Origin of the sequence: Candidatus Pelagibacter sp. HIMB1542 (genome assembly GCF_052047835.1) — a bacterium.
In the GTDB taxonomy this organism is placed as follows: Bacteria; Pseudomonadota; Alphaproteobacteria; order Pelagibacterales; family Pelagibacteraceae; genus Pelagibacter.
The window spans coordinates 616769-634277 of the sequence record NZ_JBNAJB010000002.1 but is presented as its reverse complement, the minus strand read 5'-3'; the positions used below and the strand labels follow the sequence as shown (position 1 = coordinate 634277).

Annotated in this window: 12 protein-coding genes, 2 tRNA genes and 2 rRNA genes; 2 read left to right on the top strand and 14 right to left on the bottom strand. The window is 31.3% G+C overall.

Translation table 11 applies throughout. The features are described from left to right. Nucleotides 1-315 precede the first annotated feature (315 nt). The 4 genes from ACTTBI_RS07615 to ACTTBI_RS07600 are packed head-to-tail and all read right to left on the bottom strand — an operon-like array spanning nucleotide 316 to nucleotide 4333. On the bottom strand, nucleotides 316-1320 hold the full coding sequence (locus ACTTBI_RS07615) for a hypothetical protein (protein WP_440653531.1): 1005 nt from the start codon (nucleotides 1318-1320) through the stop codon (nucleotides 316-318). Beyond that, complete coding sequence (locus ACTTBI_RS07610) at nucleotides 1286-1543, bottom strand: hypothetical protein (RefSeq protein WP_440653529.1); 258 nt, start codon at nucleotides 1541-1543, stop codon at nucleotides 1286-1288. Before ACTTBI_RS07610 ends, ACTTBI_RS07615 begins: the two co-directional genes overlap by 35 nt. After that, nucleotides 1543-2937, bottom strand: coding sequence for an aldehyde dehydrogenase family protein (locus ACTTBI_RS07605; RefSeq protein WP_440653527.1), 1395 nt, complete (start codon nucleotides 2935-2937; stop codon nucleotides 1543-1545). Before ACTTBI_RS07605 ends, ACTTBI_RS07610 begins: the two co-directional genes overlap by 1 nt. Next, entirely contained in the window at nucleotides 2903-4333 is a 1431-nt protein-coding gene (locus tag ACTTBI_RS07600) for an AMP-binding protein (protein ID WP_440653526.1), read from the bottom strand. The genes ACTTBI_RS07605 and ACTTBI_RS07600 overlap by 35 nt, the downstream gene beginning before the upstream one ends. A 126-nt stretch (nucleotides 4334-4459) precedes the next feature. On the opposite strand from ACTTBI_RS07600, the gene ACTTBI_RS07595 reads away from it, so the two are divergent. Beyond that, nucleotides 4460-5584 (top strand): radical SAM protein, encoded by a 1125-nt coding sequence (locus tag ACTTBI_RS07595; protein WP_440653524.1) that lies wholly within the window; start codon nucleotides 4460-4462, stop codon nucleotides 5582-5584. On the opposite strand, the gene ACTTBI_RS07590 is transcribed toward ACTTBI_RS07595, so the two are convergent. From ACTTBI_RS07590 to ACTTBI_RS07570, 5 genes are all read right to left on the bottom strand, one after another. Next, nucleotides 5581-6507, bottom strand: a complete 927-nt coding sequence (locus tag ACTTBI_RS07590; protein WP_440653522.1) for a class I SAM-dependent methyltransferase — start codon at nucleotides 6505-6507, stop codon at nucleotides 5581-5583. The genes ACTTBI_RS07595 and ACTTBI_RS07590 overlap by 4 nt on opposite strands. 29 nt (nucleotides 6508-6536) lie before the next feature. After that, nucleotides 6537-9289, bottom strand: a 23S ribosomal RNA gene (locus tag ACTTBI_RS07585). A gap of 130 nt (nucleotides 9290-9419) precedes the next feature. Further along, nucleotides 9420-9495, bottom strand: a tRNA-Ala gene (locus ACTTBI_RS07580). A 12-nt stretch (nucleotides 9496-9507) separates the two neighbouring features. Next, nucleotides 9508-9584, bottom strand: a tRNA-Ile gene (locus ACTTBI_RS07575). Nucleotides 9585-9682: 98 nt separating this feature from the next. Then, a 16S ribosomal RNA gene (locus ACTTBI_RS07570) occupies nucleotides 9683-11157 on the bottom strand. The 16S and 23S rRNA genes sit together here with 2 tRNA genes alongside, the layout of an rRNA operon. 337 nt (nucleotides 11158-11494) lie before the next feature. Between ACTTBI_RS07570 and ACTTBI_RS07565 the strand changes: the two genes are divergently transcribed. Continuing rightward, nucleotides 11495-12787, top strand: coding sequence for a peptidoglycan DD-metalloendopeptidase family protein (locus ACTTBI_RS07565; protein WP_440653521.1), 1293 nt, complete (start codon nucleotides 11495-11497; stop codon nucleotides 12785-12787). Here ACTTBI_RS07565 and ACTTBI_RS07560 read toward each other — a convergent pair. The 5 genes from ACTTBI_RS07560 to ACTTBI_RS07540 are packed head-to-tail and all read right to left on the bottom strand — an operon-like array spanning nucleotide 12784 to nucleotide 17465. Next, nucleotides 12784-13224, bottom strand: a complete 441-nt coding sequence (locus tag ACTTBI_RS07560) for a DUF4167 domain-containing protein (RefSeq protein WP_440653519.1) — start codon at nucleotides 13222-13224, stop codon at nucleotides 12784-12786. The two genes, ACTTBI_RS07565 and ACTTBI_RS07560, sit on opposite strands and share 4 nt — an antisense overlap. A gap of 11 nt (nucleotides 13225-13235) precedes the next feature. Continuing rightward, the gene (gene prmC / locus ACTTBI_RS07555; protein WP_440653518.1) at nucleotides 13236-14078 is read right to left on the bottom strand and encodes a peptide chain release factor N(5)-glutamine methyltransferase; all 843 of its coding nucleotides are present in this window, start codon (nucleotides 14076-14078) and stop codon (nucleotides 13236-13238) included. Then, complete coding sequence (gene prfA / locus ACTTBI_RS07550) at nucleotides 14079-15152, bottom strand: peptide chain release factor 1 (protein WP_440653516.1); 1074 nt, start codon at nucleotides 15150-15152, stop codon at nucleotides 14079-14081. It abuts the gene before it with no gap. Nucleotides 15153-15154: 2 nt separating this feature from the next. Then, on the bottom strand, nucleotides 15155-16249 hold the full coding sequence (gene ispG, locus ACTTBI_RS07545) for a flavodoxin-dependent (E)-4-hydroxy-3-methylbut-2-enyl-diphosphate synthase (RefSeq protein WP_440653514.1): 1095 nt from the start codon (nucleotides 16247-16249) through the stop codon (nucleotides 15155-15157). Between the two features lie 4 nt (nucleotides 16250-16253). Then, nucleotides 16254-17465: an aspartate kinase gene (locus ACTTBI_RS07540; protein ID WP_440653513.1), complete on the bottom strand. Its 1212-nt coding sequence runs from the start codon at nucleotides 17463-17465 to the stop codon at nucleotides 16254-16256. Nucleotides 17466-17509 lie beyond the last annotated feature (44 nt).

Below are 17509 nucleotides of genomic sequence, written 5' to 3'. Positions count from 1 at the left end.
GGAGATAGGCTCATAAATTTTTTATATATAATTTTTTCAAAATAAATTAAAATTTTTTTTAAATACTTATTTATAAAATTTTTATCTATATATTCAGTGTTAATTATTAATATATTCTTTGATTGTTTATTTTTTTTTAAAATAATTAAACAATAAAATAGAGAAATTATATTTTTTGGATAAAAAATATTTGGGCTTTTCATTTATAAGTAAAATATATAAAGTATTTCTTTTTGTTTTGCTTCTAAATTTCTATTCGAAAGTTTTTTTTAATTCAAACTCCTTATAGTTACATTAGTTTGATATTATTGGTTTTTATAATATGTTTGGTCTATCTAAATCAGAATCTCCTTTAAAAAATCGAACTTTTCTTTTTATATCTGAAGAGCATTTAAAAGCATAACCTAATTTTATATTTTTTTTAACAAATGGTTCAAAATAATTTGGTATTATAAGTTTTAACTTTTTATACTTTTCTACATTTTCTAGACCTGATTTTTTCAAAATATCCTCCCTTATTCCATATGAATAAATGTCTATATATTCAGAGTCATATTTTTTTAATAAAAACAAAAATAATGATTTACCATAACTGAAATTATTCTCTTCACCTAAAAAGTCTATAATTCTTATTGCAAATCTATTATCAAACTTACAAACCCTAAAAACAAATATTCCAACAGTTTTTTTTTTATTGGTTATTTTGTATAAAATATAATTATAAAAAGGATGTTTTAGATATCTGTTAATTAGATATTTATCTGTTTTCCTTGGATATTGATGTGTGAAAACATTTTTATCAATCTCATTTATTTGTTTTATATTAGTCATTTTCGTAAAGTTATTAGTTATTTTAAACAACTTTTCATTTGTAAAATTTTTTGGAGAAATCAATTTTTTTGATTTTTTTTTTGCTGCCAAAAAATAATGTTTCATATATCCACAATTAAATTTAAGCAATTTTTGAAATAAAAATGACTCATTGGTACCCCCCAAACCAACTAACAATTTAACTTTCAAATTTTTTAATAAATAAAAAAATAATTTTGACCCTTTTGAAATCTCACTAGAAGACCAAATTGACATGAATATTGTATCATTTTCTAAATTTTTGTCATATCTGCTTGTTGGAATATATCCCTGCGCAGCCTTAATTATTTTTTCTGTCTCGAGTACAAAAAAATTGTAATAATTTTTATGTAAATATTGCCAATCAAAAAGTTTTTTAGATTTATACAAAATATGTTTGCTTTTAAAATTTTTTTTTAAAAATTCTAAAAGTACTTTACGTTTTCTTTTTTTTATTTTGTAAATTTTCACTTTTTTGTATTATAGAAGATAGTTGTAAGACAGTTAATTTTTTTTTTTCAAATATTTTTTGATGGTCTAAAACTATTTTATTTTTTTTTTCAATATAAACCAGTAACTCTATAAAACTAAATGAATCTAACTTATCACTTGAAAATAAATCTAGATTATCTTTAATATTAATTCTTTTATTTTTAAGCCAGTGAATTAAAGTTTTAGAGTATTTTTTGTTCATTAATTAACTATTAAAGATTTGATTTCTGAATACGTTTTAATACCCGATACACCCGTCTCTCTATTTAATCCAGATTCCTTAAAACCTCCAATAGAAAGTTCTGGATAATTTTGAGAAATATTTCCATTAATCCAAATTCTTCCAAAATTAATCTCTTTTGCTAAATTTAACGCTTTCTTTTTATTTTTAGTCCATATTAAAGCTGATAAACCATAGTTTGTATTATTCATAAGATTAATTAAATTTTTTGTTTTGTTAAAAGTTTCTATTGTCAATACTGGTCCAAAAATTTCATCGTCTAATATTGATGAATTTTTATTTTTTTTAAATATTATTGGATAAACAACTCGATTTTGATCATCAAATAATTTTTTTCTTTTATACAAAACTGGGATTTTTTTTTTTATACCACTTGAAACAATTTTTTTAATTTTAAGATACTGATTTAATGTAGTTGTGCTTTGATAACTTTTAATTTTGTCTAACTTATATTTCAATTTTTTCATAAAATTTATATAAATTTTAGAGTGAATATATAATCTAGAGCCTGATACACAGCATTGTCCAGCGTTATGGACAAATGAAAAGAGTATATCATCTACAGCTTTATTTAAATTTGCATCATGAAAAATTGCCATTGGATTCTTGCCGCCTAATTCAAGACTTAATCTTTTTAATGATTTGGCAGATTCTTTATAGATTTCTTTTCCTGATTTTGTAGATCCTGTAAAGGATATCATATTGATATCTTTATCTTTAATTAAGTTTTTTCCTGTTTCTACATTTCCTGTAATTAAATTAATTGTTCCAACTGGAAATCCTTTATTTTGAATTTTATCTATAAAATAATTAATTGATAAACTACCATTTTCGCTTGGTTTAATTATGACACTATTACCTGCAGCTAAAATATATGGAAGTCTTTCAGACAATACAATCATGGGAAAATTCCACGGTATTATCAAACAAACAATACCAACTGGATCCATATATTCAATTAGTTTTACGTTTTTTTTATTTATTATTTTATTTTTTTTTTTTTTAACTTCTTTACTCGCATGTTTCCAAAGATCTGCACATGCCAACATTTCTTTTTTTGCGTTAAAAAAATTTTTTCCCAATTCAACACTTTCTTTAAGGGCTAAAGTATTTGCTTCTTTTTTTATAATTGAGGATATTTTTTTTAAAATTTTTGATTTTTTAATATTTGAAAAAGCTTTAAATTTTTTTGCACCAATCTTTGAAGAATTAACGCATTTTTTTATATCTTCTTTATTACAAATCGGTAACTCTACCTCTGTCCCATTGTAAGTATAGTGTTTATAAAACTTGGCACCTAAGGGTTTTTTCCATTGATTATTATAAAATAATTTCTTTAATTTTATTTTTTGCATCTAATTTTATTAATTGTCTTTTAATTATTTTTCCTGAAGAAGTTTTTGGCATTTTTGTTAATAATATTATTTTGTCAGGTTTTTCCGTCTTATACATTTCTTTTTCACTTAATTTAATTAGTTTTTTTATTTTCTTATCTAAATTTTTTTTTGAGTCTAACACAATATATATATTTAATTTTTCGTCTGATAAATCATTTTGGATTCCAACTGCTGCCACTTCTTCAACAAAACTATATCTGATTAATAGATTTTCGATATCTTTCAAATAAATCAATTCTCCTCCTTTTTTTAAAATATCTTTTTCTCTTCCTGTTAAAACAATTTGTTTGTTTTTTACATATCCAGTATCTTGGGAATTGAAATAACCTTGACTATCTAATTTAATTTTTCTTTTTTTGCCTGAAATTAATAAATGCTTACATAAAAAAGTACTTTTAAAAAATAATATTTTCTTATTCTCAATTGTTTTTATTTTAAATTTACATCCACTAATTATCTTTCCCACAGTATCTAATTGTAAATTTCCATAAATTTCATTTGTTAATGGACCTCCCATTTCTGTAATTCCATAGCATGATCTTATTTTGGTTTTAAACTTGCGAAAAAAAGTCTTTCTTATATTAGGATATAAATTATTTGAAGTTGATAAAAATTTAATTTTATTATTTTTAATTATATCTCTTGCATTAGGAGGACTAAAATTTGATATCATCGAATAAATAGAAGGGACCAAGTACACAAGATTTATTTTAAAATTTTTAATGTTAAACCATATTTTAAAAACACTTTTTACACTGAAAGTATCTACAACAAATACTTGACTAGATGTCCAAATACATGAAATGAATGTATTTACTATACCTGCCATATAAAATTCAGGAAGGCAATGCAAAACTCTCGTCTTATTGTTAAGCTTTATAAGTTTGGAATATGAATAAGATGAACCTAAAATATTATTAGCGCTGTGAACTATACCTTTAGGATCTCCAGATGTGCCTGAAGAAAAAGTAATTAAAAAATTATGGTCATTAAAATTTAACTTATTTGTATTTGAATACAGCTTATTTTTTAAAGTAAAATTTTTTAATACTTTAGATGCATTAATTGATTTCTTAATTCTATTAAGCCTATAATTGGGCAAATTAGGGTCTAAAGGGCAGATCGTTATATTAGAAAAAATTGCAGCAAGATAAAATATAAGAGTTAATGATCTATCTTTAAATTGTATAATTAAAGTCTTTTTTTCAAGTTTCTTTTCTTTAATAAAATTATTAATTTGAATGATTTTTGATAATAATTCCTCATAATCAATTTTCTTTTCATTGTAGGTAATTATTTTCGTAGAGGCATTTTTTAAAAAAATATTTAAGAATTTTTTTTTAAAATTTGTCATATATGAATTTATCTTGTTTAAGATATTAATAGTGAATTATTCGGACTTTACAATAATCTAATAGATGGTAAAAAATTCTATATGGCTAAAATGCAATTACTTTCAAAATTATACCAAAAAAAAGTTTTGAATAAAATTAATAAAGATTTAGTTGAAGGTGAAAACAAAGCACCTTTTGTAATCGAATTGGACCCAACTACAGTTTGTGATTTAGCATGTCCTGGTTGCATAAGTGGAGATTTATTAAACCAGAAGAATCCTTTGGACAGGGGTTTTTCAAAAGACAAAATAAAAGAAATCACTGATGATATAATTAAATCTGGAGTATCAGCAGTAATTCTTATAGGCGGTGGTGAACCATTAGCTCATCCAACAACTATCGAACTAATCAAAAGACTTGGAGAAAATGATGTACAAATTGGTTTAACAACAAATGGTACATTAATGGGCAGATATATAGATATAATTGCCAAATACGTATCTTGGACAAGAGTTTCTATGGATGTTGCAACAGATGAAATGTTTAAAAATTTAAGACCAACTAAAACTGGAAAATCAAAATTTAATCTAGTCGTTGAAAATATGAAAAAACTTGCTAATAAAAAAAGAGGAATATTGGGATATTCATTTTTATTAAGAACGATGGCTGATGGATTAATAGAAAATCCTGCTGGGTCAAATATAGGTGTAATTGAACATACAAATGTATATGAAATTTATGATGCAGCAAAACTATCTAAAGAGATAGGTTGTGATTATTTTGAACTTAAACCAAGTTATGACGATTTTCATCAAATAGTTATGCACAGTGAAAAAGACATACAAATAGCAAAAACACAATTAGAAATGTCAAGAAATCTTGAAGATCAAAACTTTAGAGTATTAGAGTCTGTAATGTTGAGATCTGCTTTAAAAAGAGAAAAGGTTGGTGAACAAGAAAAAAAATATAAAAAATGTCAAAGCGCTAACTTAAGGACACTTATAACCCCCTCAGGTTGTTATGTTTGTCCATATTTTAGAGGAGAAAATTCAAAAAAAATTGGTGACTTAAGATTTGAGACACTAAGTGAAATGTGGAATGGAAAACTAAGAAAAAGAGTTATGGATAAGTTAAATCCTAGTATTGATTGTAGTAATTTGCATTGCATAAGACATGAAACCAATCAAGAGGTTGATTTTATAATTGACCAATTTAAACACAAAAAAAAAATTAAAGATAAAGCTCTACCAAGAAAAGATTATTTTATTTAATTTTTTTTTAAGACTATTCTTAAATGATTTCCTAAACCCTTATTATCAATGATTTTTTGTTTTTTTTGTATTTCTTTTTTAATAGAGAGATTTATTTTTAATTTTTTTTTTGATCTTAAATAAGAAAAATAGTCTGCTAAATCAAATCCAAAAGTCTCATTATATAATATTTTAAATTTTTTTTTAATTAACTTTTTAATTGTATTTTTATGAAAATAAGTCAAGTGAATAGGTGGTATTACAAGATTTTGATCTTCCTGCATCAAATAAAATCCTACAGAGTTGCAATTCGGTGTAAAAAATAAAATGATTCCATCTTTATTCAGCATTTTGTGACACATATCTATTATTTCCGCTGGGTCTTCAAGATGCTCTATCACATCAAACAAAGTGATAATGTCGAACTTATATTTTTGTAAGTTTGTAAGATTATTAATAAACGTTATTTTTTTTTTTAATTTTAATTTTTCATTAAGATTTATTTCATAACCAAAGCACTTATAATAATTTTTTGCTAAATCTAAAAACCAGCCATTACCACAACCAAAGTCTAATAATTTTCCTTTGCTTTTAAATTTTTTGATTAAATTTATCCTATCAGTTCCCATAATTTTTTGTCTTAATTTTACAGAACTGTCGTAAAAAATTTTGTACTGATTTAATTGGCTTTTACTATCATAAACATCGGCTAAATTTTTAGCTTTCTTACCGGAATAGCCTGTTAAACAATCTAAACAAGTATAAATATTTATACCGTTCTTTTTTAACCATAATTTTTTATTTGTTGATTTACAAATAGGGCAACTGTTTACAGTAATCCATCCACTATTCAAATTTACGTTTTTGTGAACTTTTATAAGATTTTTTTGAACAGATTTATGGAATGAAATAGATCTCAGTTTTTCAAACAGTCTAATATCCATAAAATTTATTTAAAATTTTTTTCAGTGCATAAATCAAGCCAATTGAGCTATTAGTACTGGTCAGCTGCACGCATTACTGCGCTTCCACATCCAGCCTATCAACGTGGTGGTCTACCACGGCTCTATAGGAAGAACTAGTTTTGAGGTGAGTTTCCCGCTTAGATGCTTTCAGCAGTTATCTCGTCCATACTTAGCTACCCGGCACTGCAGCTGGCGCTACAACCGGTCCACCAGTGGTATGTTCAACCCGGTCCTCTCGTACTAGGGTCAACTCCTCTCAATTCTTCTACACGCATAGCAGATAGGGACCGAACTGTCTCACGACGTTCTGAACCCAGCTCACGTACCACTTTAATTGGCGAACAGCCAAACCCTTGGGACCTGCTCCAGCCCCAGGATGTGATGAGCCGACATCGAGGTGCCAAACACTGCCGTCGATATGAGCTCTTGGGCAGTATCAGCCTGTTATCCCCGGCGTACCTTTTATCCGTTGAGCGATGGCCCTTCCACTCAGAACCACCGGATCACTATGACCGACTTTCGTCTCTGCTCGACTTGTCAGTCTCACAGTCAGGCAGGCTTATGCCATTGCACTCTACGAACGATTTCTGACCGTTCTGAGCCTACCTTCGCACGCCTCCGTTACTATTTGGGAGGCGACCGCCCCAGTCAAACTACCCACCATACAATGTCTTGATGCCGGATGACGGCAATCAGTTAGATACCAAGAAAAACAAAAGAGGTATTTCACTGGCGACTCCACACAAGCTGACGCCTATGTTTCAATGTCTCCCTCCTATACTAAATATGTTTTTCCTAATACCAATGTAAAGTTGCAGTAAAGGTGCACGGGGTCTTTCCGTCTAACTACGCGAACTCCGCATCTTCACGGAGAATTCAATTTCACTGAGTTGATGTTGGAGACAGCGGAGAAATCGTTACGCCATTCATGCAGGTCGGAACTTACCCGACAAGGAATTTCGCTACCTTAGGACCGTTATAGTTACGGCCGCCGTTTACTGGGGCTTCAGAAGTTAGCTTGCACCAACCGCATTAACCTTCCAGCACCGGGCAGGCGTCAGACCCTATACATCCACTTACGTGTTAGCAGAGCCCTGTGTTTTTGATAAACAGTCGCTTCTCCCTGGCTTGTGCCACCCATCTTTAGTTGCCTAAAAACAGGTCTTCCTTATCCCGAAGTTACGGAAGCATTTTGCCGAGTTCCTTCAACATCATTCTCTCAAGCGCCTAAATATACTCTATTAATCCACCTGTGTCGGTTTAGGGTACGGTCTAATGATGGAGCTATTTCTTGGAACCTTTTCGCGGCAAGCTCAATCCATTAAGAACTCACAACTTACAAGATCCGTCACTACCATCTGGTTAAGGAATATTAACCTTATTTCCATCGACTACGGCTTTCGCCCTCGCCTTAGGTGCCGACTAACTCTGCGCGGATTAACCTTGCGCAGAAACCCTTGGATTTTCGGCGAAGAAGTTTTTCACTTCTTTTATCGTTACTTATGTCAGCATTCGCACTTCTGATACCTCCAGGATCCCTCGCGGGTATCCCTTCACAGGCTTACAGAACGTTCCGCTACCAGTTGTAATTTTCGAAAAAATTACAAATCCACAGATTCGGTATATGATTTTAGCCCCGTTACATCTTCGGCGCAGAAACTCTATTAGACCGGTGAGCTGTTACGCTATCTTTAAAGGATGGCTGCTTCTAAGCCAACCTCCCGGCTGTTAAGGAATTTCCACATCCTTTCACACTTAATCATAATTTGGGGACCTTATCTGGTGGTCTGGGCTCTTTCCCTCTCGACCATGGACCTTAGCACCCACAGTCTGTCTGCTGAAGAACAACATTTAGCATTCGGAGTTTTATTAGGTTTGGTAAGAATCTCTTCCCCCTAGCCCATTTAGTGCTCTACCTCTAAATGTCTATTTATTCAACGCACTACCTAAATAGTTTTCGCGGAAAACCAGCTATCTACGAATTTGGTTGGCCTTTCACCCCTTACCACAAGTCATCCAAAGACTTTTCAACGTCAACTGGTTCGGTCCTCCGGTTGGTGTTACCCAACTTTCAACCTGCTCATGGTAAGCTCATTCGTTTTCGGGTCTAATTCATAAAACTAATCGCCCTATTAAGACTTGCTTTCGCTGCGCCTACACCTAGATGGCTTAAGCTTGCTTTATAAATTAAGTCACTGACCCATTATACAAAAGGTACGCCGTCACTCTAAAAAGAGCTTCGACTGATTGTAGGCATGCGGTTTCAGGTTCTATTTCACTCCCCTAATAGGGGTTCTTTTCACCTTTCCCTCACGGTACTAGTTCACTATCGGTCACTGAAGAGTATTTAGGCTTAGAGGGTGGTCCCCCTATATTCGAGCAGGATTTCACGTGTCCCGCTTTACTCAAGAATTTTGTTAAACATTACTCATACGGGACTATCACCCTCTATGGTTAGCATTTCCAAACTATTCAAATTTTTTTAACAAAACTGCTGGCCTAGTCCGCGTTCGCTCGCCACTACTAACGGAATCTCAATTGATTTCTTTTCCTCTGGTTACTTAGATGTTTCAGTTCTCCAGGTTGTCTCTTTAAACCTATTTATTCAGTTTAAAGTACCACATAAAGTGGTGGGTTTCCCCATTCGGAAATTTTCGGATCAAAACTTACATACAGCTCCCCGAAACTTATCGCAGTATATCACGTCCTTCATCGGCTTTCAGTGCCAAGGCATCCACTACACGCCCTTAAACGCTTGATTTATGCACAGAAAAAAATTCTGTGTAGAATCAAATTTTTATTTTGAACATTAGCTAATAACATTACTAATGTTCGGATATAGATATTGATATTAATTAATAATTTTTACAATTTTTTATAACTAAGTGTTTTGGTGGAGGATAGCGGGATCGAACCGCTGACCTCCTGAATGCAAATCAGGCGCTCTCCCAGCTGAGCTAATCCCCCATGATCTTAAATTGGTGGGCCGAGAAAGACTCGAACTTTCGACCCCACCCTTATCAAGGGTGTGCTCTAACCAACTGAGCTACCGGCCCCTATGCAAAGAGAAACACTACTTTAAGAAGAGAAATGAGGACGGTCAACATTACCTGTATATTATTTAGAACGAAATTTGACTTTCATTCATCCTTAGAAAGGAGGTAATCCAGCCGCAGGTTCCCCTACGGCTACCTTGTTACGACTTCACCCCAGTCGCTGACTATACCGTGGTCAAGGGTTTTAAACCTTGCCTTAAGGTAGAACCAACTCCCATGGTGTGACGGGCGGTGTGTACAAGACCCGGGAACGCATTCACCGTGGCACGCTGATCCACGATTACTAGTAATTCCAGCTTCATGCACTCGAGTTGCAGAGTGCAATCCGAACTGAGGTATCTTTTAAGGATTTGCTTGACCTCGCAGTCTTGCTTCCTGTTGTAGATACCATTGTAGCACGTGTGTAGCCCAACACGTAAGGGCCATGAGGACTTGACGTCATCCCCACCTTCCTCCAGCTTATCACTGGCAGTTCTTTCAGAGTGCCCAACTTAATGATGGCAACTAAAAGTGAGGGTTGCGCTCGTTGCGGGACTTAACCCAACATCTCACGACACGAGCTGACGACAGCCATGCAGCACCTGTGTTTCGTCCGGCCGAACCGAAAACTCTAATCTCTTAGAGTTGCGACGAACATGTCAAGTGTTGGTAAGGTTCTGCGCGTATCTTCGAATTAAACCACATGCTCCACTACTTGTGCGGGTCCCCGTCAATTCATTTGAGTTTTAACCTTGCGGTCGTACTCCCCAGGCGGTGTGTTTATCGCTTTCGCTGCGACACTGAAAATAAATTTCCAACGTCTAACACACATCGTTTACGGCATGGACTACGAGGGTATCTAATCCTCTTCGCTACCCATGCTTTCGTTCCTCAGTGTCAGTAATGATCCAGAAAGCTGCCTTCGCAATTGGTATTCTTTCTAATATCTACGAATTTCACCTCTACACTAGAAATTCTGCTTTCCTCTATCATACTCTAGCTGAAAAGTTTTAATGGCAGTTCCAGAGTTAAGCTCTGGGATTTCACCACTAACTTTTTCAACCACCTACGAACTCTTTAAGCCCAGTAATTCCGAACTACGCTAGGTCCCTTCGTATTACCGCGGCTGCTGGCACGAAGTTAGCCGGACCTTCTTATTCGGGTACAGTCATTTTCTTCCCCGACGAAAGAGCTTTACAACCCAAAGGCCTTCTTCACTCACGCGGCATCGCTGCATCAGAGTTTCCTCCATTGTGCAAGATTCCCCACTGCTGCCTCCCGTAGGAGTTTGGGCCGTGTCTCAGTCCCAATGTGGCTGATCATCCTCTCAAATCAGCTATTGATCACAGTCTTGGTAGGCCATTACCCTACCAACAAACTAATCAAGTGCAGGCTCATCCAATGGTGCATAAAGCTTTCTCCGTAAAGACTTATCCGGTATTAGCACAAGTTTCCTCGTGTTATTCCAGGCCAAAGGGTAGATACCTACATGTTACTCACCCGTCTGCCACTAAGTATTGCTACTTCGTTCGACTTGCATGTGTTAGGCGTGCCGCCAGCGTACGTTCTGAGCCATGATCAAACTCTCAAGTTTAAAAACGGCGCACACTAGCTTCCATATAAATTTTAAGAATAAAATTTATATGTGATTGAAGTGTGTACGACAAATTTTTGGTAACCTTAACCGTCCACACTTCTCTTCTTAAATTTTGACTTTTAAAATAGCTAATTGAGCAAAAAAGGCTCAATAATCCTCACTAATTTATTGTGTTAACAATAATTTTACTGAGAAAGTTCAGTGCTTATAGGCTAAAAATAATGGAAATCAAGCATTTAAGAATAAATTTTTAAATAAAAACACCGCATTTTAAGGGCTTTTTTTTGATTTTTACCACTCTCTAAACTAATAATTGTGTTCACTTAAATATAAAATGTTTAAAAATCTATTTAGTAAGATTAAAAAAAATATTGAAATTTTTGGCTTAATTTTATTGATTATTCTTACTGCTATCTCCACTAGTTATTTTAATTCAACAAAAAAAGAGAATTTAGAAATCTATAATAATTTTACTGATAACATCTATTTTAAAAAAACTCTTACACACATAGTTGAAAACCTTGAACCAAAATACAAAAAAATAAAACATAAAATAAGATCTGGTGAAACATTTGATAAAATTTTAGAGAATTATCTAATACAAAAAACAGAAATATTAATAATAAAAAATGCTTTAAGAAAAAAAGTTAATCTTAATAAATTGAATACTAAACAAATTATTGAGTTCAGCTTAGATAAAACTACTAATCAAATTAATGAATTTACCTTTCAGATATCAAATAAACAAAAAATATTTTTAGCAAGAGATAATTCTAAAAATACTTTTAATGATGAAATTATATCAATTAAATTGGATAAAAAAATAATCTACAAAGAAAACTTAATTATACAAAGTCTATATAAAGCTGCGACAGCTGAAAAAATACCAGCAAATATAATAATTGAATTTGCTAGGATATATGGTTTTCAAGTAGACTTTCAAAGAGATATAAGGAAACAAGATAAGTTTCAAATAATGTACGAAGTTTTACTTAATGATAAAAATGAAATCATTGAAACAGGAGAAATACTTTTCGCTAATTTAAAATTAAGTGGTCAAGATAACGGGCTTTATTATTTTGATAAAGAAGGAAGCGAAGGTCATTATGATAAAAATGGCAAGAGTGTTAAAAAAGCTTTAATGAAAACTCCAATTAATGGAGCAAGACTTTCGTCTCCTTTTGGTATGAGAAAACATCCTATAGATGGATTCAATAAAATGCATAGAGGTACCGATTTTGCTGCACCCACAGGAACACCTATAATGGCATCTGGTGATGGTGTTGTAAAAAAAGCTGGATGGTGTGGTGGAGGTGGAAACTGTGTAAAAATAAGACATAATTCAACTTATCAAACAGTGTATGCTCACATGTCAAAATTTGCTCGTGGCATTAAAGCAGGAGTAAGAGTAAAACAAGGCCAAACAATAGGTTACGTTGGTTCTACCGGTAAGTCTACTGGACCTCATTTACATTACGAAGTGATTGTTAACGGAAAAAAAGTTAATTCTCAAAAACTAAAACTTCCTTCTGGTAAAATTTTGAAGGGTAAGGAAAGAAAATTATTTGAAACAAATAAAATTAAACTAGATGTTCTTAAATCAGAAAAAATTATAGGTTTAAATTAATTAGCCTCTGCTGGTGTTTCAGCTTGAATATCTAAGTTAGAATTATCTTTTAAATTTTTTTCAGAAACATCAACATTTTCTGATTGCTTATTTGTTTCTTTTTCATTTTCATCAGACTTCCCTTCTAAATTTCTCTCTTTTTTGAAGCTTTCTCTTTCATTTAGAATTCTCGTAAAATGATCAGCGTGCTGAAGGTAATTTTCAGAAAGAATTTTATCACCATTTGACAAAGCCTCTCTTGCTAAATCATTATACTTTTCAATTAATTTTGGCGCATTATGGTTATTTCTACCTGGTGACTTCCTTTTAAAATTGTCACCGTTAGAAAAATTTGAACTAAATTTCTGTCTATCACCACTTGACTTAAAGTTTCTATCGTTTCTTCTAAAATTATTTCTTCTATTATTGTTATTGCTGTTATTTCTAAATGTTACCATGATTTAAATAGTTATATCTTTGTGCAGATTATACATCGATCATTATAAGCAAGATCTTTTAGAGCACTATTTATATAAAAACCCTCTTTATTTAATAATTTAATTACTTTATTTTTTTGATCAAAACCAATCTCTAAAATAAATTTACCATTTTTTTTAATCAGCTCAGATGATTTTTTAATAACTTTTCTGATTTCTGATAAACCATCTAATCCACCATCTAGTGCTATTTTTGGTTCAAACCTAGCAACTCCTTTATCCAAATATTTTATAATATGTTTTTTAATATAAGGAGGATTAGAAACTATTAAATCATATTTGCCCAAACTAAATTTGTCAACATTAGATTTATATAATTTTAGTCTAGTATGGACTTTTAAAATAGTTGCATTCATATTGGCTATTTTTAGACAATTTTTACTTATATCTATTCCCGTTCCATAAAAATCTTTTCTCTCTTTTAATATAGACAAAAGTATACATCCAGATCCTATGCCAATATCTAAAATACTAAGTTTACTTTTATTTTTTGTTAAATTTAAAATATTTTCAACAATTAGCTCAGTATCAGGACGAGGTATTAAAGTATCTTCTGTTACAAAAAATTCTGAATTCCAAAATAACTTTTTATTAGTTAAATGCGATATCGGCCTACCTTTGGACCTTTCATTAATTAGTTTTTGAAACAAATTTAAATTTATTTCTTCTATTTTTTCTTGAGAATTAAGAATTAAGTATTTTTTATCTTTATTAATTGCTTTTGACATTAAAATTTCTGAGTCCAAATAAGGATTTAAACAAAATTCATCCTTTAATATTTGAGCACCTTGAGTTATTGCTGATTGAATATTCATTTATTTTAAATTACTTAAACTTTCTTCTTGTGCTTGCAGTGTAAGTGACTCAATCATTTCATCAAAGGCTTCACCTTCAAGAAATTCCTCTAATTTGTGCAAAGTTAAATTTATTCTATGATCTGTAACTCTACCCTGTGGAAAATTATAAGTTCTAATTCTTTCTGATCTATCTCCAGTACCAATTTTAGTTTTTCTATCTTGTGATCTTTCTTGATCAATTCTTGATCTTTCAAGTTCATATAATCTTGCTCTTAAAATTTTCATTCCTTTTGCTTTATTTTTGTGCTGTGATTTTTCATCTTGTTGAGAAACTGATAAACCAGTGGGTATATGAGTTATTCTAACAGCGCTATCGGTTGTGTTAACTGATTGTCCTCCTGGACCACCTGCTCGAAAAACGTCAATTCTTAAATCAGAGTCGTTTATTTTTAAATCTACTTCTTCAGCTTCAGGTAATACGGCAACAGTGGCCGCAGATGTATGCACTCTTCCTTGTGTTTCAGTATCTGGAACTCTTTGAACTCTATGTACACCACTCTCATATTTTAATGTTGAATATATATTTGTACCTTTAATAGATGCAATTACCTCTTTTAAACCCCCAGCATCACTTCTTGAAATAGAAATAAGTTCTAATGACCATTTTTTTTTATGACTTACTTTTTCATACATTTTGAAAAGGTCTGAAGCAAATAAACTTGCCTCTAAACCTCCCGTTCCAGCTCTTATTTCTATTATTGCATTTTTTTTATCTGCTTCATCTTTTGGTAGTAGAAATAATTTTAATTTTTTTTCATTGATCTCGTGTTGAGATTTCAAATCAACAAGTTCTAACTCAGCCATATTTTTTAATTCTTTATCTGATGAGTTATCCTCTAATATTTTCTGTAATTCTTTTTTTTCATTTTCGAAAGATAAATATTTTTTAGCATTTAAAATTATTTCATTAACATCTGAATACTCCTTTGACTTTTCAGCAAACACTTTATTATCTAAACTTCCTGATGATAGATCTTTTTCTAGTGTAGAATGTTTTGTAATTAATTCTTCAATAGTCTTTGTTGGTATCATTGTTAATTTTCTAATTCAGAGGCCTTTTTTTCAACTTCTGATACGACTTTATTAACTATATCATTAGTTGATACTTTTTCACTTTGCACTCCAGATAAATAAAGCATATTATTACCTTTTCCACCTCCAGTTATTCCAATATCAGTTAAAGCAGCCTCACCAGGACCGTTCACAACACAGCCAATTATAGATAGGGTAATTGGAGTTTTTATGTGTGATAATTTTTCCTCTAAAATTTTAACCGTATCAATCACTTGAAACGCTTGTCTTGCACAAGATGGGCAAGAAATTATTTTAACTCCTCTATTTCGTAATCCTAAAGATTTAAGTATTTCATTTCCAATCTTAACCTCTTTTACAGGATCATCTGACAAAGAAACTCTTAAGGTGTCACCTATTCCATCTAATAGCAATGAACCAAGTCCTATTGAAGACTTAACACTTCCTGATACAAAACTTCCAGCCTCAGTTATTCCAAGATGAAGAGGATAATCGGTAGCATCTGAAAGCTGCCTGTAAGCAGCAATCGACAAAAATACATCAGAGGACTTGACACTTATCTTGAAATTAAAAAAATCTTGATCCTCTAATATTTTAATGTTTCTTTTTGCACTCTCTACTAATGCCTCAGGGCATGGTTCTTTATACTTTTCTAGAATATCTTTTTCCAGAGAACCTGCATTAACTCCTATTCGAATTGAACAATCATTATTTTTTGCTGCACTTAATACCTCATAGATTTTATTTTTATCGCCAATATTTCCAGGATTTATTCTTAAACACTTCGCTCCATTTTCTGCAGCTTCTATAGCTCTTTTATAATGAAAATGAATGTCTGCAATTACAGGTATCTGAACATTTTTTGTGATTTCTTTTAAAGCTTTTGAAGAATCTTCATCGGGACAGGAAACTCTTACCAGGTCAGCACCCTCTTCATGAATTTTATTTATTTGTTCTATAGTAGCTGAAATATCTGTAGTCAAAGTATTAGTCATTGATTGAACTGATATTGGATTGTCACCACCAACTTTAACATTACCAACGTTAATTACTTTAGTTTTTTTTCGATTTATATTTCTAAATGGTCGTACATTCATAAATTTAATCAAGTTTAAATTCTTTATGAAGAGCAGCTATTGCTTTTTTTACATTTTTTGATGAAACTAATACTGAAATTTTAATTTCAGATGTTGATATAACTAAAATGTTTATTTTTTTTGAAGCTAAAGCTTGAAACATCCTGTAAGTAATTCCAGGTGTTGTAATCATCCCAACTCCTATTATAGAAACTTTGGAAAGATTTTTATCAAAAGAAAGTTTTTTATAAGATATCGATTTATTTTGCTTAATTAATTTCTCAGTTTTTTTCAGATCATCAGATTTAATTGTAAAAGTTAAGTCAGTATCTTTACCGTTTTGAGAAATATTTTGTACAACCATATCAACGTTAATTAAATTTCTTGATAGTGGTCTAAAAACTGAAGCAGCAACACCAGGTCTATCTTTAACTCCTACAATTGTGATCTTAGCATCATTTTTAGTTGAAGATATCCCGGTAATTATTTGATCGCTAAACGCCTTTTTAGAGTCTGTTATTAATGTACCTGGTTTATTAACAAATGAAGACTTAACTTTAATATCAATATTATTTAACTTTGCATCTTGAACCGATGTTGGTTGCATCACTTTTGATCCTAAAGATGCCATTTCCAACATTTCGTTATAAAATATTTTTTTAATTTTCTTTGCTTTTTTATGTTGTCTTGGATCAGTAGTATAAACACCATCGACATCAGTATAAATAATACATTCATCAGCTTTAATAAATTTTGCTAACATTATTGCAGTTGCGTCCGAACCACTTCTTCCTATTGTGGTAATTCTATTTTCATTATTAATTCCTTGAAAACCAGTAACAATTGGGATCCCACCTTGTTTGACATAATTATTTAATTCTTTTGTAATTATCTTATTTATTCTTGCTCCAGAATAAGGTCCATCAGTAATTATTGGTAATTGCCAAGAAACCCATGACCTAGACTTAAAACCATCATGAGTAAGTCTTCCAGCAATTAAAGCACATGAAACTTGTTCTCCAGTGGATACAAGTGCATCATATTCAGATCTGCTAAAATTATTACTAATTTGCTTCGATTTTTTTACAAGCTCATTGGTCACTCCACTCATTGCAGATGAAATCACCAAAACTCTATTTTTTTTCTTTTTATAAGCAGCTATAATTTTGCATACTTTTTTTATCCTATCGATACTACCAACAGAAGTTCCACCAAATTTTAGTACAATAGTTTTCATGATCAGTTGAATTAATATAATTTAATTATAAATTGATAAAGTAC

Excerpts from the sequence above, each read along its gene's own strand:
- ACTTBI_RS07610 (WP_440653529.1), bottom strand. The coding sequence starts at position 1,543 with ATGAACAAAAAATACTCTAAAACTTTAATTCACTGGCTTAAAAATAAA.
- ACTTBI_RS07605 (WP_440653527.1), bottom strand. The coding sequence starts at position 2,937 with ATGCAAAAAATAAAATTAAAGAAATTATTTTATAATAATCAATGGAAA.
- ACTTBI_RS07600 (WP_440653526.1), bottom strand. The coding sequence starts at position 4,333 with ATGACAAATTTTAAAAAAAAATTCTTAAATATTTTTTTAAAAAATGCC.
- ACTTBI_RS07590 (WP_440653522.1), bottom strand. The coding sequence starts at position 6,507 with ATGGATATTAGACTGTTTGAAAAACTGAGATCTATTTCATTCCATAAA.
- ACTTBI_RS07565 (WP_440653521.1), top strand. The coding sequence starts at position 11,495 with ATGTTTAAAAATCTATTTAGTAAGATTAAAAAAAATATTGAAATTTTT.
- ACTTBI_RS07560 (WP_440653519.1), bottom strand. The coding sequence starts at position 13,224 with ATGGTAACATTTAGAAATAACAGCAATAACAATAATAGAAGAAATAAT.
- prmC (WP_440653518.1), bottom strand. The coding sequence starts at position 14,078 with ATGAATATTCAATCAGCAATAACTCAAGGTGCTCAAATATTAAAGGAT.
- prfA (WP_440653516.1), bottom strand. The coding sequence starts at position 15,152 with ATGATACCAACAAAGACTATTGAAGAATTAATTACAAAACATTCTACA.
- ispG (WP_440653514.1), bottom strand. The coding sequence starts at position 16,249 with ATGAATGTACGACCATTTAGAAATATAAATCGAAAAAAAACTAAAGTA.
- ACTTBI_RS07540 (WP_440653513.1), bottom strand. The coding sequence starts at position 17,465 with ATGAAAACTATTGTACTAAAATTTGGTGGAACTTCTGTTGGTAGTATC.